The sequence below is a fragment of the Paenibacillus sp. SAFN-117 genome, assembly GCF_051966115.1.
GTDB classification, from domain to species: Bacteria; Bacillota; Bacilli; order Paenibacillales; family NBRC-103111; genus Paenibacillus_L; species Paenibacillus_L residui.
Genome location: NZ_JBQCLK010000001.1, coordinates 269,060 through 286,060, shown reverse-complemented (window position 1 = coordinate 286,060; position 17,001 = coordinate 269,060). Strand labels below are relative to the sequence as shown.

Annotated in this window: 15 protein-coding genes; 11 read left to right on the top strand and 4 right to left on the bottom strand. The window is 50.9% G+C overall.

The genetic code is table 11. The annotated features are described in order from the left end of the window. Positions 1-117: 117 nt before the first annotated feature. The 6 genes from ACTHRH_RS01240 to ACTHRH_RS01215 all read left to right on the top strand — a co-directional run bounded on the left by ACTHRH_RS01240 (position 118) and on the right by ACTHRH_RS01215 (position 6,225). Entirely contained in the window at positions 118-789 is a 672-nt protein-coding gene (locus ACTHRH_RS01240) for a chromate transporter (RefSeq protein ID WP_150959199.1), read from the top strand. Positions 790-916: 127 nt separating this feature from the next. Next, positions 917-1,474 (top strand): chromate transporter, encoded by a 558-nt coding sequence (locus tag ACTHRH_RS01235; RefSeq protein WP_440413844.1) that lies wholly within the window; start codon positions 917-919, stop codon positions 1,472-1,474. Positions 1,475-1,629: 155 nt separating this feature from the next. Continuing rightward, positions 1,630-2,835: an ROK family protein gene (locus tag ACTHRH_RS01230; RefSeq protein ID WP_150959200.1), complete on the top strand. Its 1,206-nt coding sequence runs from the start codon at positions 1,630-1,632 to the stop codon at positions 2,833-2,835. A 31-nt stretch (positions 2,836-2,866) separates the two neighbouring features. Beyond that, the gene (locus ACTHRH_RS01225; protein ID WP_225312489.1) at positions 2,867-3,898 is read left to right on the top strand and encodes a formylglycine-generating enzyme family protein; all 1,032 of its coding nucleotides are present in this window, start codon (positions 2,867-2,869) and stop codon (positions 3,896-3,898) included. A gap of 176 nt (positions 3,899-4,074) precedes the next feature. Then, positions 4,075-4,938 (top strand): sugar phosphate isomerase/epimerase family protein, encoded by an 864-nt coding sequence (locus ACTHRH_RS01220; RefSeq protein WP_440413672.1) that lies wholly within the window; start codon positions 4,075-4,077, stop codon positions 4,936-4,938. Positions 4,939-5,121: 183 nt separating this feature from the next. Further along, positions 5,122-6,225, top strand: a complete 1,104-nt coding sequence (locus tag ACTHRH_RS01215; RefSeq protein ID WP_440413670.1) for a hypothetical protein — start codon at positions 5,122-5,124, stop codon at positions 6,223-6,225. 114 nt (positions 6,226-6,339) lie between these two features. Here ACTHRH_RS01215 and ACTHRH_RS01210 read toward each other — a convergent pair whose 3' ends face one another. The 3 genes from ACTHRH_RS01210 to ACTHRH_RS01200 all read right to left on the bottom strand — a co-directional run bounded on the left by ACTHRH_RS01210 (position 6,340) and on the right by ACTHRH_RS01200 (position 7,908). Next, entirely contained in the window at positions 6,340-7,203 is an 864-nt protein-coding gene (locus tag ACTHRH_RS01210; RefSeq protein ID WP_440413668.1) for an amidohydrolase family protein, read from the bottom strand. An 86-nt stretch (positions 7,204-7,289) separates the two neighbouring features. Continuing rightward, positions 7,290-7,520, bottom strand: coding sequence for a hypothetical protein (locus ACTHRH_RS01205; RefSeq protein ID WP_144934000.1), 231 nt, complete (start codon positions 7,518-7,520; stop codon positions 7,290-7,292). Positions 7,521-7,638: 118 nt separating this feature from the next. Then, positions 7,639-7,908 (bottom strand): 50S ribosomal protein L33, encoded by a 270-nt coding sequence (locus tag ACTHRH_RS01200; RefSeq protein WP_150959203.1) that lies wholly within the window; start codon positions 7,906-7,908, stop codon positions 7,639-7,641. Between the two features lie 361 nt (positions 7,909-8,269). Between ACTHRH_RS01200 and ACTHRH_RS01195 the strand changes: the two genes are divergently transcribed. From ACTHRH_RS01195 to ACTHRH_RS01175, 5 genes are all read left to right on the top strand, one after another. Continuing rightward, a complete protein-coding gene (locus ACTHRH_RS01195) occupies positions 8,270-9,238 on the top strand; it encodes a YpdA family putative bacillithiol disulfide reductase (protein WP_144934004.1) in 969 nt (322 codons plus the stop codon). A gap of 218 nt (positions 9,239-9,456) precedes the next feature. Further along, positions 9,457-9,831 (top strand): phosphotransferase family protein, encoded by a 375-nt coding sequence (locus ACTHRH_RS01190; protein WP_144934006.1) that lies wholly within the window; start codon positions 9,457-9,459, stop codon positions 9,829-9,831. A 189-nt stretch (positions 9,832-10,020) separates the two neighbouring features. Beyond that, positions 10,021-12,969, top strand: a complete 2,949-nt coding sequence (locus tag ACTHRH_RS01185) for a hypothetical protein (protein ID WP_440413664.1) — start codon at positions 10,021-10,023, stop codon at positions 12,967-12,969. 5 nt (positions 12,970-12,974) lie between these two features. After that, positions 12,975-13,121 carry a hypothetical protein gene (locus ACTHRH_RS01180; RefSeq protein ID WP_440413662.1) on the top strand — a complete coding sequence of 49 codons (147 nt, stop codon included), beginning with the start codon at positions 12,975-12,977 and terminating at the stop codon, positions 13,119-13,121. A gap of 893 nt (positions 13,122-14,014) precedes the next feature. Continuing rightward, positions 14,015-15,616, top strand: a complete 1,602-nt coding sequence (locus ACTHRH_RS01175) for a response regulator (protein WP_379290414.1) — start codon at positions 14,015-14,017, stop codon at positions 15,614-15,616. A 203-nt stretch (positions 15,617-15,819) separates the two neighbouring features. Here ACTHRH_RS01175 and ACTHRH_RS01170 read toward each other — a convergent pair whose 3' ends face one another. After that, a complete protein-coding gene (locus ACTHRH_RS01170) occupies positions 15,820-16,809 on the bottom strand; it encodes a lipoate--protein ligase (protein ID WP_150959206.1) in 990 nt (329 codons plus the stop codon). Positions 16,810-17,001 lie beyond the last annotated feature (192 nt).

Below are 17,001 nucleotides of genomic sequence, written 5' to 3'. Positions count from 1 at the left end.
CAAGCCTACTTTTTTTTGTCAATAGACAAATCTTTATTCCAAAATGGTTTAAAGAGAGGTATAATGAGCGCAAGAGACATCATTTATACATCATGGTTAAGAAAGAAGTGTTGATAAATGGCACGCCCGGCAAATTCATGGAAGTTGTCCTGGTCCATCTTCTGGACCTTCTGCAAAATTTCCCCCGTCACCTTCGGAGGAGGCTACGCGATGATTCCGGTCATCGAGCGGGAAGTGGTAGCCCGTCGGAAATGGCTTGACGAGAAGGAGATGACGGATGTGCTCTCCATCTCCGGTTCAGCTCCCGGGGGGATCGGAGTCAATGCGGCGATTTTTACCGGGTACCGGCTTGGCAAATGGAAAGGGGCGCTCTCCGCTCTGATGGGCATTACGCTGCCTGCCTTTCTCATCGTGCTGGCCTTGGGAATCGCGTTTACCCAACTGCGCAGCATACCGAAGATTGAGGCCGCCTTTGCCGGGATTCAATCGGCCATTGCCGCTTTGATCGTTTTTGCCGCCTATCGGCTTTTGCGAACGGCCGTTTTTGATATCGCTACACTGTCCGTAGCCGCAGCAACCGCCTTGCTGCTAATATTTTCGCCGATTCACCCGCTTGTTCTTATTCTGGGAGGCATGGTCGCCGGCATCCTTTTGATCAAGATGAAGGAAAGGCTGGGTTGGCGGGTCAAGCTGGAGAAGAACGAGGTATCCGGCAAGGAACAAGCAGATCGGACGGATCGTCCGGCTACGTATTCCTCTCATGATTATTTTTTGGGCGACGGGATTTGAGCCGAATACAGAATCTTCTCTTCCGGTAACTCTGAAAGGCGGGTTCGCTGCCGATATGGATGTTTCCGGTTGGCCGATTAAAGAATTATCTATATGCCCGAGCCTGCCAGTGGCTGCGGGCGATTCTATGGAATGGGGTATCCTCATGCTGCTGCTGCAATTATTTTGGACTTTCTTTAAAATAGGGCTTCTCTCCTTTGGAGGAGGCTATGCGATGATCCCCGTTATAGAGCATGAGGTGACGGCTCACGGCTGGATGACCAGTGCGGAGTATTACGAGGCCATTGCTCTCGCGGGGATGTCCCCGGGGCCGGTCGCAACTAACGGTGCGGTTTATGTGGGCTATCATACGGCCGGTCTGGCAGGCGCAGTGGCGGCTACGCTGGGGATGGTTCTGCCTTCGCTGTTTCTTATCGTGCTGATGGCCGCCTTTTTTGTCCGCATCAACGAGCACAAGCTGGTCAAGTCGGCTTTCTACGGTCTGCGTCCGATCGTGGCCGGTCTGGTTGCCTACGCCGCCATTCATTTCAGCCAGACAAGCGGCATCATCGGCCCGATCTCCTGGGATAGCGGTATCGCGTTGGTGATCTTCGCTTTTTCTTTATTTGCGCTGATTAAATACAAGCTCCATCCGCTTTATGTCATTGCCCTGTCCGGCCTGGCCGGTGCCGCTCTGTACAGCTAGGAATCTGTCCGTTATCCATTCTAACCGGCGGGCTTGCTCTCGCACTTTGGCGTATGACGAAGCGCTGCGGAACGGTATAATGGGTTTAATGAAGTCATTGGTTTTTGGGACAAGGCGGTACAGCTGTCGAATAGATTGTAAGGGCGGGTGAAGGAATGGTCGGTCAATCTCCCGGGCCGGGGAGCAAGGCAAAGTCGATTTTCCGGCTGATACGCAAGCAGAAGAAAGTGTCTAAGCAGGATTTGCTCGATCAATGTGAAATGCCGGTCAGCACGCTGACCAGAGTTCTGGAGGAGCTGACGACCCAGGGCTGGATTCGGGAAACGGGGCTCGGCGAATCGACAGGCGGGCGGCGGCCAATTCTGTATGAAGTCAATCCCGATTACGGATATGTGCTGGGGATGGAAATCTCCCGGCTTAATGCCAAGCTGGTGCTGTGCGATCTGCAGACGAACAAGCTGGCGGAACGGGGCTGGCCGATGACGGCTGAAGCTACTCCGCAGTATGTGCTGCAGCGGGCAGTCCGGGAAATCGAGTCGATGCTGGCCGAGAGGCAAATTTCATTGGCGGCGGTGCTCGGACTGGGCATAGGCGCGGTAGGCCCGCTGGACCGGCAGCGGGGAATCATTCTTCATCCCCGATATTTTCAGGCTCCCGGATGGGAGAATGTCGATATTAGCCGGCAGCTTTCGGAAGGGCTGGGGATTCAGGTTTTCCTGGATAACGGGGCCAATACGGCAATTCGCGGTGAATATTGGGCAGACCCTGCAAGGGAGTTCAAGCACTTGCTTTACGTTCATGGCGGAATGGGCCTGCGCTCGGCGATGATGTCGGACGGCAAGGTGGTTTATGGAGCCGTAGATATGGAAGGGGCGGTCGGCCAAATGATCATTCAGACGGACGGCAGGCCTCATCGGGAAAGCGGAGGAAATTACGGGAGTCTGGAATCCTATACGGCCATATATGCGTTAGAACAAGAGGCCGCGTCCAAATTAAAGCAGGGAAGAGACAGCCTGCTTCGGGCCCTGGCCGGAAGTCCGGAGAAGGTCACTTTTGCCCATCTGGTACAAGCGCTGCATAAGCAGGATGCGCTGACAATTGAAATTTTTACGCAGGCGGCAACTTACTTCGGCATTGGCTTGGCCAATCTGTTAAACATACTGCACCCGGAGAAGGTGATCTTGGGCGGGCCGTTAATTACCGCGCATGATTTGTTCTTTCAGATCAGCACCCGGGTTGCCGTGCAGAAAGCATATTATTATCCGGAGTACCAGGTAATGTTCAGCCGGGGGCAGCTCGGCGAGGATGCGATAGCGTCCGGAGCGGCCGTGATGGCGATCGATTCGTTAACCGAGGAGTAATCGGACTGCGTTGGCCAACGGAGGCCGATCAATGGAAAGCGAGGATGTACAGATGATGAACGAGGACAACGGGAAAATGAGGCGCAAAGGATGCTGCACGGCGAGCCGGGCGGCGGCGGAGGGACAAGCTGCAGATGGACTGACCGCAGCGCAACAGGCTGCAGCCTCTTCGGAGGGGACTACGGCTTCACCGAACTTCGGGACGACAGACGGAATGATCCTGCTGCCGGGCGGAACGTTCCTGATGGGAACGGACAATGCGGAGGGCTTTCCTGCGGATGGAGAAGGCCCGGTTCATGAGGTGGAGCTGGATGCTTTCTATATCGACCCGTATGCGGTATCGAACAGACAGTTCGCCGATTTCGTCCGGGCTACCGGCTATCGTACGGAGGCTGAAAGCTTCGGCTGGTCCTTCGTATTTCACCTCTTCGTTTCGGAAGAGGTCGCCCGCACGGTCGAGCAGGTAGTTCAAGCTACTCCCTGGTGGTGGCCGGTTAAAGGAGCTTACTGGGCCTGTCCCGAAGGACCCGGCTCGAACGTGGAGACACGCTGGGATCATCCCGTCGTTCACGTTTCGTGGAATGATGCCGCTGCTTACTGCAGGTGGGCGGGCAAGCGTCTGCCTACGGAGGCCGAATGGGAATATGCCGCCCGCGGAGGCTTGGTTCAGAAGAAATATCCGTGGGGCGATGTACTGAAGCCCGACGGGAAATATGTTTGCAATATATGGCAGGGGAAATTTCCCGTCAAGGATAATGCGGTTGACGGCTATTCCGGCACCTCTCCGGTGAATGAGTATCCTCCTAACGGATACGGATTGTATAATATGGCGGGGAACGTATGGGAATGGTGCTCGGATTGGTTCCATCCCGCTTATTACAAGGACAGCCCGAGGCTGAATCCCAAAGGTCCTCTCGCCGGAACGGGCCGGGTAACCCGCGGCGGATCCTATCTATGTCATAAATCGTATTGCAACCGGTATCGGGTGGCGGCCAGAAGCTCCAATACGCCGGATAGCTCTACGGGAAATATGGGATTTCGCTGTGCCGCGGATGTGACTTGATAAACCGCTTAATAGAGCGGGGATTCACGCTCTGCGGTTCTGCTAACCATCGGCAGGAAGACGAAAGGGACGGCTTCGTCCAACCTCGGAGAAAGATTTCAAAAAATGGATGCCTCTATGGAAAAAAATGCGCTATAATAGACAAATAATTGTTTAGAAGGAGGCATGGTCCAGAAATGAAAATCGGACTAAGTTCTTACAGTCTTTATCGTCTTATCAACTCTGGCGAAATGGATATTTTCCAAGCGATCGAATGGATTGCCGAGAATGGCGGGGAGCACGTCGAGATTGTTCCGTTGGGCTTCAACCTGATTGAAGACCCTTCTCTAGTTGAAGGTATCCGGAAGAAGGCGCAGGAGGTCGGCATCGATATTTCCAACTACGCGGTAGGCGCCAACTTTATTACCGACAGCGACGAAGCTTTTAACGAGCAAGTGGAGAAGCTGAAGCGGCATGTCGATGTTGTGCATGGCCTTGGAATTAAATTGATGCGTCATGATGTGGCTTCCCGCCCGATACCGGAAACCTCCATCGCCCAATTCGAGGCGGATTTGGACAAAATGGTGGAAGGCTGCCGGCAAGTGGCCGATTACGCCGCTCAATTCGGCATTACGACAAGCGTAGAGAACCATGGTTTCTTCGTGCAAGCGAGCGACCGGGTGCAGCGCCTTATCCATGCGGTGGACCGTCCGAACTTCAAGACCACGCTCGATGTCGGAAACTTTATGTGCGCCGACGAAAATTCGGTCGTAGCGGTGAAGAAGAACATTTCTTATGCCTCCATGGTCCATCTGAAAGACTTCTATCTGCGACCTTTCTATCGGGATCCCGGGGAAGGCTGGTTCAAGACCGCAAGCGGTAATTTCTTGAGAGGGGCTATTGTCGGCCAAGGAGATATCGACATGGTAGAGGTCATTCGTGTAATCAAGCAATCGGGTTATGACGGATACATATCGATTGAATTTGAAGGGATGGAAGATCCTCGTGTCGGATCGAAGATCGGAATGGATAATGCCAGACGGATCTGGGAAGAAGTTTAATTGAATTAATCTGGCCGAACTCAAATTTGAATAGTTGGCGGAACAAGGGGCTGTATTTATTGCGGACCCTTGTTTTATGTGCAAATATTGTGGTAAAAAATGTAAATTAAAAACTAATAAATAGAGCCAGATGCCGTGCAATAACGTTATTTATTCTAATTTATGATGGAGGCAAATGCAGTTATGAAAAAATTCGTTACAGGACTGCTGGTTGGAGCCTGTCTGACTCTTGGGACGACCGCTCTTGCGGCTACCGTAAAGCAATATATTCTGACGGAACCCACTTACCCGATTTTTGTCAATGGAACCGAGTACAAGGATAGCGAGAACCCTGTCCTGAACTATGAAGGCAGCACCTACATTCCTTTGGCCAAGATCGGCGATCTGACCGGTGTCGATTATCACTGGAACAATGAATTAGGACGGGTGGAAATTAACACGGACGGTCAGGTGAGCACAGAGGGAGACAAAGCTGCTTCAGCCGGATCATCCAGCTCTTCCGGTACCGGGATGAACCGTGAACTTGCCGAGAGAGAAGCGATTGCGAATTTAAATAAAAATAACGAAGTGAAGTACGAGCTGCCCAAAGGTTTGGTAGAGCAGGGCGGAATGGTTTTTTTGTATGCGTATGATGCTGCCGGAAACTTCAGAGGCCAGTTCACCGATGAAGATGATACGGTGCTTGTCATGTCCAGGCTAGAGAAAAGAAGCGAGCTTCCCCCCACTTTATCCGAAGGCTGGATTTCATCCGGATTGCTTGCCAAAATCTACGACAGCCGGGTTGAATTCAATAACGATGTGATGGTATTTAAAACAAATCCTTTCGTGCTAAACGAGAAGGAATACTTCCGCTTCGTCCTTGCGCCGGATTGGAAGACTAAAGTGATTAGCAAAACCAGCAATGACATTCGGGTAAAAACGTTCAGCTATGAAACAGGGATCACGGACGAATGGGTGACGGAGGAGACTTTGGAGAGATTCACGAATGTCGAAATTTTGGGCGGGGTTGGCCCTGAGGTCAGTCCCGGAATCTATAAAGCGGTCAGTTATTTTTATACAAAGGATGAAAAGGGCGACCGGAAGCTGCTGTATGAAATCACTTGGCCCAGTGGGAAGACGAAAGACGGGGAAATACAGAATGTGGATGGAATAAGGGTGGAATACAGCGGCTCTCGCGTTTATTATAATACCGAGGATTTAAAGAAGCTGGGCATTCTTCAATCCGAGCGGGGCTACAGCCCCTACTACAACATTGAGGACTTGCAAAAGGCGGGCATTCTGCAATAAGTATATCCGGCGCAGCGCCTGTTTGTTTTGAATATAGCAGCAGGCCCGGTCCTCCTAGAGAGGCCGGGCTTTTCATAATTAAACTATTAAGAAAGTATCCTTGACTCTCTAATTCTACTCCGGGATGAGCTTCAGAGCGTTTTGATAATAGATCTTGTCGAGCACCGTTTTAGGCAAATCCAGTGATTCCAACAGCTGCTGGTGCACATTATCGAAATAATCCCGCCCGTACATAATGCGATCCTGGAACTCTATCAAAAATTGCTTGGCAAATTCTCTGTCTCTTGCCAGCGCGTTGCAGCCCGAGCCTGCGGAAATATCGCAATACAGGTTCGGATAGCTGCGCAGCATCTCGGACACCAGGCCTCCCGGCAGGACAGGGCCCGTCGGATAGGCGGTCTTATTATATTGGTCATCGCCCGAAATATGTGCCCAGAACCCGGGGGCATGACCGATAAAGACCGTTTCCGGACAAGCCTGGACGGCACGCTCGAACGCCCCGATACCTCCGCCGTACCACCAATTGGGGCGGGGGTAGGTGGAGCCGGTATCGAATTCGTAATCGATGTGGACGAGAACCGGCAAGCCCTTCTCACCGCAGAAACGATACAGACGAAGAGCGTCGGGATTATCATACATCATCCTCAGCTTGAGCTCGCCGTACACCTTGACATCGTACAGCCGGATGGCATGATCCAGCTTATCGATGGCATCGGGCAGGCGCGGATCGGGGGCATAGCCCAATATAAACTTGTCCGGCGCCTGTTCTTTGTAAGCGGCGCAGCGCTCGAAGGAAATGGGCCCGTTCGGCTTGTCCGGGTCGGGAATGTGCTTGATGTATTCGGGATTATATTCGGTTGCCGGGCATTCCCAGCTGAGCAGCCAAGTCTTGTCAATGTTATACTGCTTCATATTGTCCAAAAATCGTTCCAGATTATACCCGTACCAATCCGGATGGTTATGTACGTCAATAATCAACTAGGATCGCCCCTGTCGCAATGATATAGAACATGTATATTACATGTTTATATTATTGTAGAACGGGAAACGGGCACTGGCAACCATTATTTCCTGATTTGAATATAGTAATCCATGGCCGCTTTCTCCGCTTGCTCAACGGAATCTTGAGGGAAGGAAGAGAAGATCATTTCCCCGGATTGTTCCGCATCTGAGGAAGCCTTGCCTTCAGAAAGCTGTATAATTCTGCCGAAATAGCTGCCGCTGTCCGGATCGCGATCCACACGGAGCAAATATTGGGGATGGCTTAATGTGCGATTAACGAGGCTGGTGGACATAGCCGTCCCTCCTTTCTGTCTAATGAATAGGAATGATTCTATTGTACCATAAAACGACGGTCAAGCTGAAAGGCACGCCGCTCTGCAAGCGAACGTGCCTTTTGGAATTCGCAATAGATTACCAGATAAACGGACCTCCAAAGCCTCCGAAACCAAATGGAAATCCGCCGAAGGCAAAAGGAGAGGTGCCAATGGCCAACAAATCAAACAGAACAAGCGGAATAATAGCTTTAGTTCTGGCATCCTTTCCTTTTTCGTATTCAAATATCAGTTGGTTTCCTCGAATGGCCTTCAGCTTGCCGCTGACTTTGGAACCGTCTTTCTTGACCGCATAAACATACTTGCCGACGAGTTTTTCCACTTCACGACGGGAAATTGTCTGGTTCATGCTTCCACCTCCTTTATCGCAAAGAGCTTAGGGATTCTGGGGACGAGCCTAGTCTATGTCTTCTTATCCGTTTATATGAAAACGCAGGGTGGCCCCATTCCATAATTCTATTCTATGATCGGGAATGAAAGAGCGTATGGATGCAAGCCAAGGGCATGTACCCGAAGTTAGCGATGAAAGGGAAGCTATGGAAGAAACGTGCTCGTTGTCGGGAGGCAAGCTATAGTTCTCCGCCATCCCCGTAAATCTTGGAAAACTTCCGGGTATCCGGTATAATTAATGAGATTCGTGATGAACGGATTGAATGACCGTTTTAGTTCACAGCTTCTAAACTAAAGATCAATGAAGGGGAGGCGACATCATGGAACAAGTCATCATTATCGGAGCGGGACCTTGCGGTTTATCCGCCGCCTCTGAGTTGAAGGAGAAGGGGATTGAACCTCTGATCATTGAAAAGGGGTCCATCGTCGACTCTATTTATCGTTATCCGACCTTTTTACAATTTCACAGTACTCCGGAGCTTCTGGAAATCGGGGGAATCCCGTTCGTAACTCCGAACGAGAAGCCGACCCGGCTCGAAGGACTGACCTATTACAGGACGGTGGCCGAGCGCAAGGAGCTGCGGATCCGCTTATATGAAAGGGTTCTTGCCATCCGGCCCGAGGACGGCGGGTTCGAACTGGACAGTGAAGACCGTTATGGCCGTAAACATACTTACAGAGCCAAGCATGTCATTGTGGCCACCGGTTATTTCGACCAGCCGAATTGTCTTCAGGTGCCGGGGGAAGAGCTTCCCCACGTCTCACATTACTTTCAGGAGGCGCATCCTTATGCGAAGATGAAGGTTGCGGTCGTGGGCGGGAACAACTCGGCGGTGGACGCCGCTCTGGAGCTGGAGCGGGTAGGTGCGGAAGTGACGGTTATTTACCGGGGAAGCGAGCTGTCTCCTTATGTGAAGGCCTGGGTGCGTCCGCTTTTCGAAAGCGCAGTGAACAAAGGGAAAATCCGAATGCTGTTCTCCTCACAGATAACGGAAATTGGTGAAGGCTTCATCATGGTCGAAAGCGAAGGGGAGGTTAGCAGGTTAGACAACGACTTTGTCCTGGCGCTAACCGGGTTTCGTCCCGACCGCCAGCTTCTGCAAGCATGCGGAGTGGAGTTGGACGAGGAAACGGGGGCTCCCCGGCATAATCCGGAGACGATGGAGACGAACGTTCCCAATCTGTTTATCGCCGGAGTGATAGCGGCCGGAAGCCGGGCTAATGAAATTTTCATAGAAAACGGCCGATTTCATGGGCGAAGCATTGCCCAAGCAATTATCGAACGTTGACGGAGGCGTTCGACGCCAAAACCCGAAAATCGGTCAAACCGTTCAGCCGACCTGTCTAGCGCAGGTTCTTGACACTACTTCGTCTGCCCTCTAAACACGCGCATATTTTAAATAGCGCGTGTTTTTTTCATGGGGGACAGCTTTTGATATTTACCGATAAATCGTATCTGAGCTGAAGTAACTTAATAAACTGTTACGATGTAACATTTCGTTTATGCATGTCCGTTTCTCCATTCAACTCATTATTACTACACGGTGATTTCGGTTACCACAATGTGATACGTGATGTAAAAGGCAATAGTAAGTTAATTGATTGGGAATTTGCAGGTTATGGAGATCCGAGAGTAGATGTTGCAAATGTTCTGTTTTGGACCCATTTGCATTTTCCAAATATTGCACATGTTTGTGTACGAGCTTTCATAAATGCCTACATTGAGCGGAGAAAAGAAGATTTTACGTCTGACATATTACACGCACACATAATTCTTCAGATCTGGAGGATTATTGAGATTGTTAAGGATGATTTTCCGGAACCGGTAAAAAAAGAATGGAACAGACGACTTGATTGGGCATTAAATCATGTTTTCATTTAACATGAGTTTTGGCTCTAAGTTATGGATTTCGTATCTCGTAAAGCTCCTCATAGAGCCGATAGATCTCGGCAAAAGTCATAAAAGTCCGATAAAAAGTAATCACTTTCCTCTATTTAATGTAAACGCTATCAAATATAATGGGAGAGGATCGATAGATCTTTTAATACTCCTGTGAGGGAAGGTGAAATAATGTTCAAAAAGCTTAAATTACTGTTTCTCTGCTGTCTCCTGTTTACTCTATGGTCGGGGCCGGGTACCGGGATGGCCGCATCGGCGGAAACCGGAATTCCGGCGGCGGAGAGACCTATGGAGGGGGGGGATTTCGGTTATATGCAGCAGAGTGAAGAAATCCCGTTAACTCTGCCACAGAGCGAACCGGGTACGGGTCCGTCTTCCGGCGTAGAGGATAGAGCGGGAAATACGGTAACCGAGTCAGTATACAGCCCGGAAGGAGTTCGCGCGGGGCTTGCTGACGACGGTGACTACATAGAAGTGGAAGCCGCCCCTGAAGATATCTCGATTATCGTTGAAGGACCGCGCAAGCAAATCAACTATATAGACGAGTCTTTGGAAGGCATAACCGATTATATCGCACTCTACACGAATGATTTCGGTGATCAGATTACGGTCCCCCGCACTGCTGTCGGCGTACAGGTGGACCAGAACAATCAGGTGCTTCAAGTCATTAACCAGTCCATTAATGGAGGAGTTCCGAACTGGACGGGACCGACCGATCTTCCCATTCCGCCAGGCGGATACGTCCTGGTAGCGAATGACGATAGCTGGGCGAATAAGACGTACAAGCAATATTTGGCCAAAAATTTCAGGCCGGGCGATATCATTAAGCTTCGCAAGAACGGCGAGGTGGTGCCCGTAACCGAGCTGATGACCGGACAGGGCCCGAAGGCAAGGCTTGTAATTGACAACGACTCCATTTACACGGTTACCGTTCCTTCTGTGGAAATTACCGGGAAAGTGACCAACCGGAGCGAGGATGCAAGTTACTCTCTGACCATCAACGGACAGCAGGCAGCCATTCAGGCTGATGATTCGTTCCGCCATGTATACTCTTTGGCCACCGGTGTGAATTACATTGATGTCCAGGTTAGCAAGAATGGCAGCCCGCAGGCTGAGCAGACACTCATCATCTATTACAAGGCTTCACAGAATCTCCCTAAAGAGGTTTACCTGTGGGTCGATCAAGGCTCTAACGCGGTCAGCTTCCAAACAAGCGAGAGCGTAAGAGATATGCTTGTCAAAGCGAAGGATGCCGGAGTGACCTCGGTCCTCTTCGATGTCAAAGGGGTGGAAGGCTTCGCTTCCTACAAGCGCAACGATCTGACCGGCCGTCCATATGTCAGCGAAATGACTGCGCCGACCCGAGCGGGAGCCAATCCTGATCTCGATTTGCTGGATGAATTTGTCCGGCATGGGCACGATCTTGGATTAACAGTGCACGCCGCATTCAATGTCTTCGCGGAAGGATCGTTCGCGCATAACGAATTTGCGGTGCTGAACGATCATCTGGATTGGGAAGAGCACATTTACCGGGCGGAGGACAATGGGGAGATCAAGCGTCTTCGCGAAAGTAAATACGGACAGAGCGGGGCATTGGTCGCCTTCATCAATCCGGCTAATGACGATGCCCGCCGTTACCAACTGCTGGGCTTCGAGGAGGTGCTGAAGAACTATGACGTAGACGGCGTTCTGCTGGATCGGGGCCGCTACGACAACTTCTTCGCCGATTTCAGCGAGGAATCCCGCACCAAATTTGAAGCGTTCCTGGCCGCAAGAGGCAAAACATTGAAGCAATGGCCTCAGGATATTTTCCAATACGCCGCTGACGGGTCACGGATTAACGGCCCGCTTATCGCAGATTGGTGGGAGTTCCGCTCGGCAACGATCGAATCTTTCACTGCCGAAGTAAGAGGGCTTGTGGACCGCTATAGCGAAATGAAAGGAAAAGACATCCAGGCCTCTGCCTATGTCGGCTCCTGGTACGAATCGTACTATTTAAACGGGGTCAATTGGGCCAGCCCGAATTTCCGCTACGATCCGCGGCTTGGTTTCCCCGAAGACTACTTGTACACAGATACTTATTATGAGACCGGATATACGGATAACCTGGATTTTCTGATTATCGGCACGTATCAGACGACAGCCAAGCAGATCGAGAAATATATTACGCTCGGAAATATTTTGACGAATGGCGATATACCGCTCTATGCGGGGATGGCACTGTCCAATCTCCAGGATCCCGCCCTGCAGAGGGAAGTGTTCCAGGCCGGGCTGCACAAGACTAATGGCTTGATGCTGTTTGATTATTCACAGGTCAATTGGCCGATTATTAAAGCGTCTATTGAAGATCGGGAATATGTGAAGGACTATCAATTGGGCATCAGTCATCCCGGGCAGCCGGACCGCTTTATTGAAGGGGATTACTATAACGTCAATCGGAATGAGGATAATCTGAATGTATATACGAACCGCTTCGGTCTATCGACAGGGACGAATACTTGGGGAGTGGAGGCTATTGTCGATGCGTCCGGTCAAGTAACCCGTGTAGTTAACAAAACACAGGCGATGACCTGGAACTGGACGAACAAGGAGCCGAATAACAGCCTGATACCGGATGGCGGCTTCGTGATCTCCGCAGCGGATACTTCCGGCCAGAGAACCCGAAGACAGTTGGTGGCCAACACATACAGCGCGGGCGATCAGGTCAGGTCTGCTGTATTAAGGGGCTATTCCCAATATGACGGTACGGTTGTCAATCGGCCGACGGCTTCCATTCAAGGAAACGTTGAGGTATTGGGGCCGGGAACTGCCTCGGTTCTAGTGAACGGGGTTCCGGCTACGATGAAGCCTGACGGCGACTTCACCGCAACGATCCCTCTGGAGCTCGGAGAGAATCAGGTATTGATAACCGTCTATGTAGACGGCTACAAGACGAATGAGAAGGGAATCCGTATTACCCGGGAAGGGCAGCCTGCTCATGTGGTATCATTAGAGCTGGATTCTTACAATTACAGTCTCGTAGTCGGGGAGACTCATCAAATCGAAGTGACAGCAGTATACTCCGATGGCACCCGGGAGCGAGTTACCGGCGCTTCGTTCTCCTCTTCCACAGCAAGGTGATCGAGGTGTCCGGCAGCGGCCTCGCTACTGCAGTGAAGCCGGGGAACGCAACGGTTACGGTAGAATACGAAGGCAAGCAAGCCCATGCTAAAATCAAAGTGTTCCACCACGACGTTCCCGGCCGGAATAAAGGAAAAGGCCATAACTCGTAAACAACTGGGACGCAGCATGCAAGAGTCATCGTTGCTCTTGCTGACGGACTGCAATGCACGCGATAACATCTTCCAAGCCGAGGTAGAATGATCAGGACGTCGAATTGTCTGCAGCCATGGCATTTATAGATTCACCGCTTATAATTAAGAAAGAGAGTGCCAGGGATAAGCGGAAGACTTCGGAAGTTCCGTAAATCGTACGGAGGCCGTGGGGAGACCCATGGCCTCTTCATTGAATGAGAGGCTGGCTCCAAGCTGTTACCGCTTTGAACTGGAAGAGCGTGAGCAGTTAGTGTCTTTGAGCAGTATCCCATTGACTCAGTTTGACGGAGCATATCGCTGTAAAGCAATATGTTTGGCAAAAAAGTCACGGAGAAGACAGTTTGGAACTGGAAAAGCGTGAGCGGTCGCATCGTTATCCTCGGATTTCAACCTTTATAGAATCCATTCAATAGAAATTCGAGGATAACAGCGATTGGAAGTCCAAACTGTACTCGAAGTGCCACAGGATGCCGAACACGTCATGCAGACACAGCGGAAGTGAAGTCCAAACTGTACTCGAAGTGCCACAGGATTGCCAAACATCGTGCGGACCAGCGAAAGTGGAATGCAACTGTACTCGAAGTGCCACAGGATGCCGAACACGTCATGCAGACACAGCGGAAGTGAAGTCCAAACTGTTCTCGAAGTGCCGCAAGCATCCTTAACATCACGTAGAAACAGCGAAAGTCTCGAAGCAGCACAGCATCGCCAAACATCTTGCAGACATAGCGAAAAGGAAGTCCATACTGGTCTCGAAGAAGACCCCCGCTTGTTTTTCCAGGATAGGAGTCTGCCGGTTAAACGATAAGCTGTTAACATTAGCCTTTCGTTCGGATAAGGGGGAGAGAGAGATGAACTTAATGATTGTTGAGGACGAAGCCCGGCTTCGCAACAGCCTGGCCAATAACATACCTTGGGAAGATCATGGGATAGAGGTAGTCGGGCTCGCGGCAAACGGTAAAGAAGCTTTGGAGTTAATCGAACGCAAAAAACCGGATATTGTGCTGATGGATATCCAAATGCCGGAAATGGACGGTTTGACCTTGGCCAGACAGGTCCGTGAAAAAGATCCGTATCTTCAATTTATTATTCTAAGCGGTCATGATAATTTTGCTTTTGCGCAATCCGCGGTGGAGCTCGGGATCAGCAAGTATTTGCTCAAGCCGGCCGGGGATACCGATATCGTGGAGGCGGTCCTGGAAGCCGCGGAGAAGGTCCGCGCAGAGATGGAGAAGCGCCATAATGAAAGGAAGCTGCAATTAAAATGGGCCCAGCATCTGCCCTATGTCAAGGAAATGTTCCTCCAATATTGGTTGGCGGGGAAATTTGAGGAGTGGGAGGTTAGCGAAAAGGGACGCGACCTGCTGCCCGGCTTGCAGAAGGACCAGCAGTACATTGTGGCCGTAGTCGATATGGACCCGCTGCCCGAAGGAGAGACCCGTTTCAACGAAAGTGACGGTCCTTTGCTTGATTTTTCGGTCAAAAGTGTGGCGCTTGAGTATCTGGAGCGCACACCCTGTTGGATCTGCTCGGATTCCGCAGGTTCCACCGCCATTATTTTTACAGCCGCCCCGGAAGAGGATGGGCAGGATTTCTTACTGCACGTGAATACACTGATCGTCAAGCTGCTGTTCGTCATTAAGGAATGCCTGAAGCTGACGGCCAGCGCCGGAATCAGCAAGCCTTCCTCCGACAAGGAAGCGGTAGGCAAGCTGTACATGCAGGCGCGCAAGGCGCTGCAGGAAAGAATTGTGTATGGCAACGATTTGGCCGTACCTTATCGGGAGGAGAATGCCGCGGATCCGGTTCTGCCTTCCGAACCGAACATTGAGAAGAAGCTGGAAATCGCACTGGAGCTTGCAGATACCGATCAGGCGCTGGAGGCGCTCGATGCTATTTGGCAGCAGGGAATGCTTAAGGCGGGTTCCGTCGAAGAAATGCAGGAGAATGTCCTTTATTTGAGCAGCTTGTTCATCCGCTTCGTTCATAAGCAAGGATGGTCCCTGCAGGAAGTTGTAGGCGCCGATTTCGGCTACTATCACAATTTGCAGAGCCTGGCCTCCAAGGATCAGATTCGCCAATGGATGAACCGCTTTGTTAGAAGCTTTATAGCGTACCAACAGAGGCAGAGGAAGACGACCAGCCACAAGATGGTCAGAGATATTCTGACCATTGTCGACAAGGAGATGGATCAGGAGCTGTCCCTCCATACCGTTGCCGACCGTCTGTTTGTCAATTCATCCTACTTAAGCAGGTTGTTCAAGCAGGAAACGGGCAAATCCTTCTCGGCCTATGTATTGGAGCGCAAGATGGAGTTTGCCAAGCAATATTTGCTGGAAGGGGCCAAGGTATATGATGCGGCCCGGATGGTCGGATACCGCGATGTCAGCTATTTCACAAGAGTGTTTCGCAAATATTGGGGAGTTACTCCTGGAGAAATCAAGGGTGGATAGACCGCATCCGCCTCGATCTTCAGGCTTCAATGAGCGGCGCCGAGAGGCGGCCGGAAGGTACGAGAACTCGGATATACCATGCCGACAATGATGAAAGAGCCCGTTCCACTTTTTCGGAGCGGGCTTCAATATGTCACTTCTTTCTATACATCAAAAATGTCAAAACCGTCACTCGCCGGAAAACTGTCCGCTGACTACGAGATCTAGAAAAACAGGGAAAGCAGAGATTCGTTATCCAGCTTGCCGATATAATTCCCGGCATCCGCTTCCGCCAGAGCTTCCCGGACAGCCGTCTTATCGTAAGGAAGGCCGATCAGCTTGCTCTCCAGCTCCGATACGTCCTGAAGCCCGAAGAAGTCCCCGTATATTTTGGCCTCCTTAATTTTTCCTTTCTCAATATCAAGCCGGACATCCACCGTTCCTACCTGGTCAAATCGCTTGGACTGGCGGAAGTTGGACTTAGGGGATTTGCCGTAGTTCCAATCCCAGCTTTGGTAGCGGGCCTCGGACAGCTCTCGGATTCGTTTCCAGTCATCCTCAGTCAGCTTATACTCCGGAATGTTCTCTCCTCCGAAGATAGAACGCAGCAAGGACTGCTTGAACTGCTCGATCGTTATCTTCTCCGGCAGAAATTCCGAAATATTCGCCACCCGGCTGCGAATCGACTTGATTCCTTTCGACTGGATCTTGTCGCTATTCACCTTAAGCGCGGACACGACATTCTCCATCTCGGAGTCAAAAAGCAGCGTGCCGTGGCTGAACATTCTTCCCTTGGTGGAATATTGGGCGTTACCGGATATTTTCCGTTCGCCGACTTGAATGTCGTTGCGTCCCGTCAATTCAGCCTCTACTCCCATGCTTCGCAGAGCTTGTACGACAGGCTCCGTAAATTTGCGGAAATTATGAAAGGACTGTCCGTCATCGTTCATAATAAAGCTGAAATTCAAATTCCCCAAATCGTGGTAAACCGCACCTCCTCCGGACAGTCTGCGCACGACATGAATAGAGTTGGCATTGACGTAATCGGCGTTGATTTCCTCCGCCGTATTTTGATTTTTTCCAATGATGATCGATGGCTCGTTGATATAAAAAAGAAGATAGTCCTCGTCTTGCGGAAGCTCTTTAAGCGCATATTCTTCGATCGCTAGATTCATGCGCGGGTCCGTGATTCCTTGATTATCTATAAATTTCATGAGAATATCCCCCTCCGAAATCGAAAGCATGGTTTTCAGTACGGCTAACCATTCCGTAGCATGAAGTTCAGCCGACAACCTCATTGTATCGCAAAACAGGCTGTCAGACAAAAAACGGCCCTGAAAAGATAGTCAGCCAGGATAAGTCCGGTAATTGCCCTGAAAAATGAAAGGAACTCCCGGCGGGAGCTC

What these genes read in the sequence shown, in the direction of transcription:
- ACTHRH_RS01220 (WP_440413672.1), top strand. Translation starts at nt 4,075, where the DNA reads ATGAAAATCGGACTAAGTTCTTACAGTCTTTATCGTCTTATCAACTCT.
- ACTHRH_RS01235 (WP_440413844.1), top strand. Translation starts at nt 917, where the DNA reads ATGGAATGGGGTATCCTCATGCTGCTGCTGCAATTATTTTGGACTTTC.
- ACTHRH_RS01240 (WP_150959199.1), top strand. Translation starts at nt 118, where the DNA reads ATGGCACGCCCGGCAAATTCATGGAAGTTGTCCTGGTCCATCTTCTGG.
- ACTHRH_RS01200 (WP_150959203.1), bottom strand. Translation starts at nt 7,908, where the DNA reads ATGAACCAGACAATTTCCCGTCGTGAAGTGGAAAAACTCGTCGGCAAG.
- ACTHRH_RS01205 (WP_144934000.1), bottom strand. Translation starts at nt 7,520, where the DNA reads ATGTCCACCAGCCTCGTTAATCGCACATTAAGCCATCCCCAATATTTG.
- ACTHRH_RS01215 (WP_440413670.1), top strand. Translation starts at nt 5,122, where the DNA reads ATGAAAAAATTCGTTACAGGACTGCTGGTTGGAGCCTGTCTGACTCTT.
- ACTHRH_RS01225 (WP_225312489.1), top strand. Translation starts at nt 2,867, where the DNA reads ATGGAAAGCGAGGATGTACAGATGATGAACGAGGACAACGGGAAAATG.
- ACTHRH_RS01190 (WP_144934006.1), top strand. Translation starts at nt 9,457, where the DNA reads ATGTCCGTTTCTCCATTCAACTCATTATTACTACACGGTGATTTCGGT.
- ACTHRH_RS01230 (WP_150959200.1), top strand. Translation starts at nt 1,630, where the DNA reads ATGGTCGGTCAATCTCCCGGGCCGGGGAGCAAGGCAAAGTCGATTTTC.
- ACTHRH_RS01195 (WP_144934004.1), top strand. Translation starts at nt 8,270, where the DNA reads ATGGAACAAGTCATCATTATCGGAGCGGGACCTTGCGGTTTATCCGCC.
- ACTHRH_RS01185 (WP_440413664.1), top strand. Translation starts at nt 10,021, where the DNA reads ATGTTCAAAAAGCTTAAATTACTGTTTCTCTGCTGTCTCCTGTTTACT.
- ACTHRH_RS01175 (WP_379290414.1), top strand. Translation starts at nt 14,015, where the DNA reads ATGAACTTAATGATTGTTGAGGACGAAGCCCGGCTTCGCAACAGCCTG.
- ACTHRH_RS01170 (WP_150959206.1), bottom strand. Translation starts at nt 16,809, where the DNA reads ATGAAATTTATAGATAATCAAGGAATCACGGACCCGCGCATGAATCTA.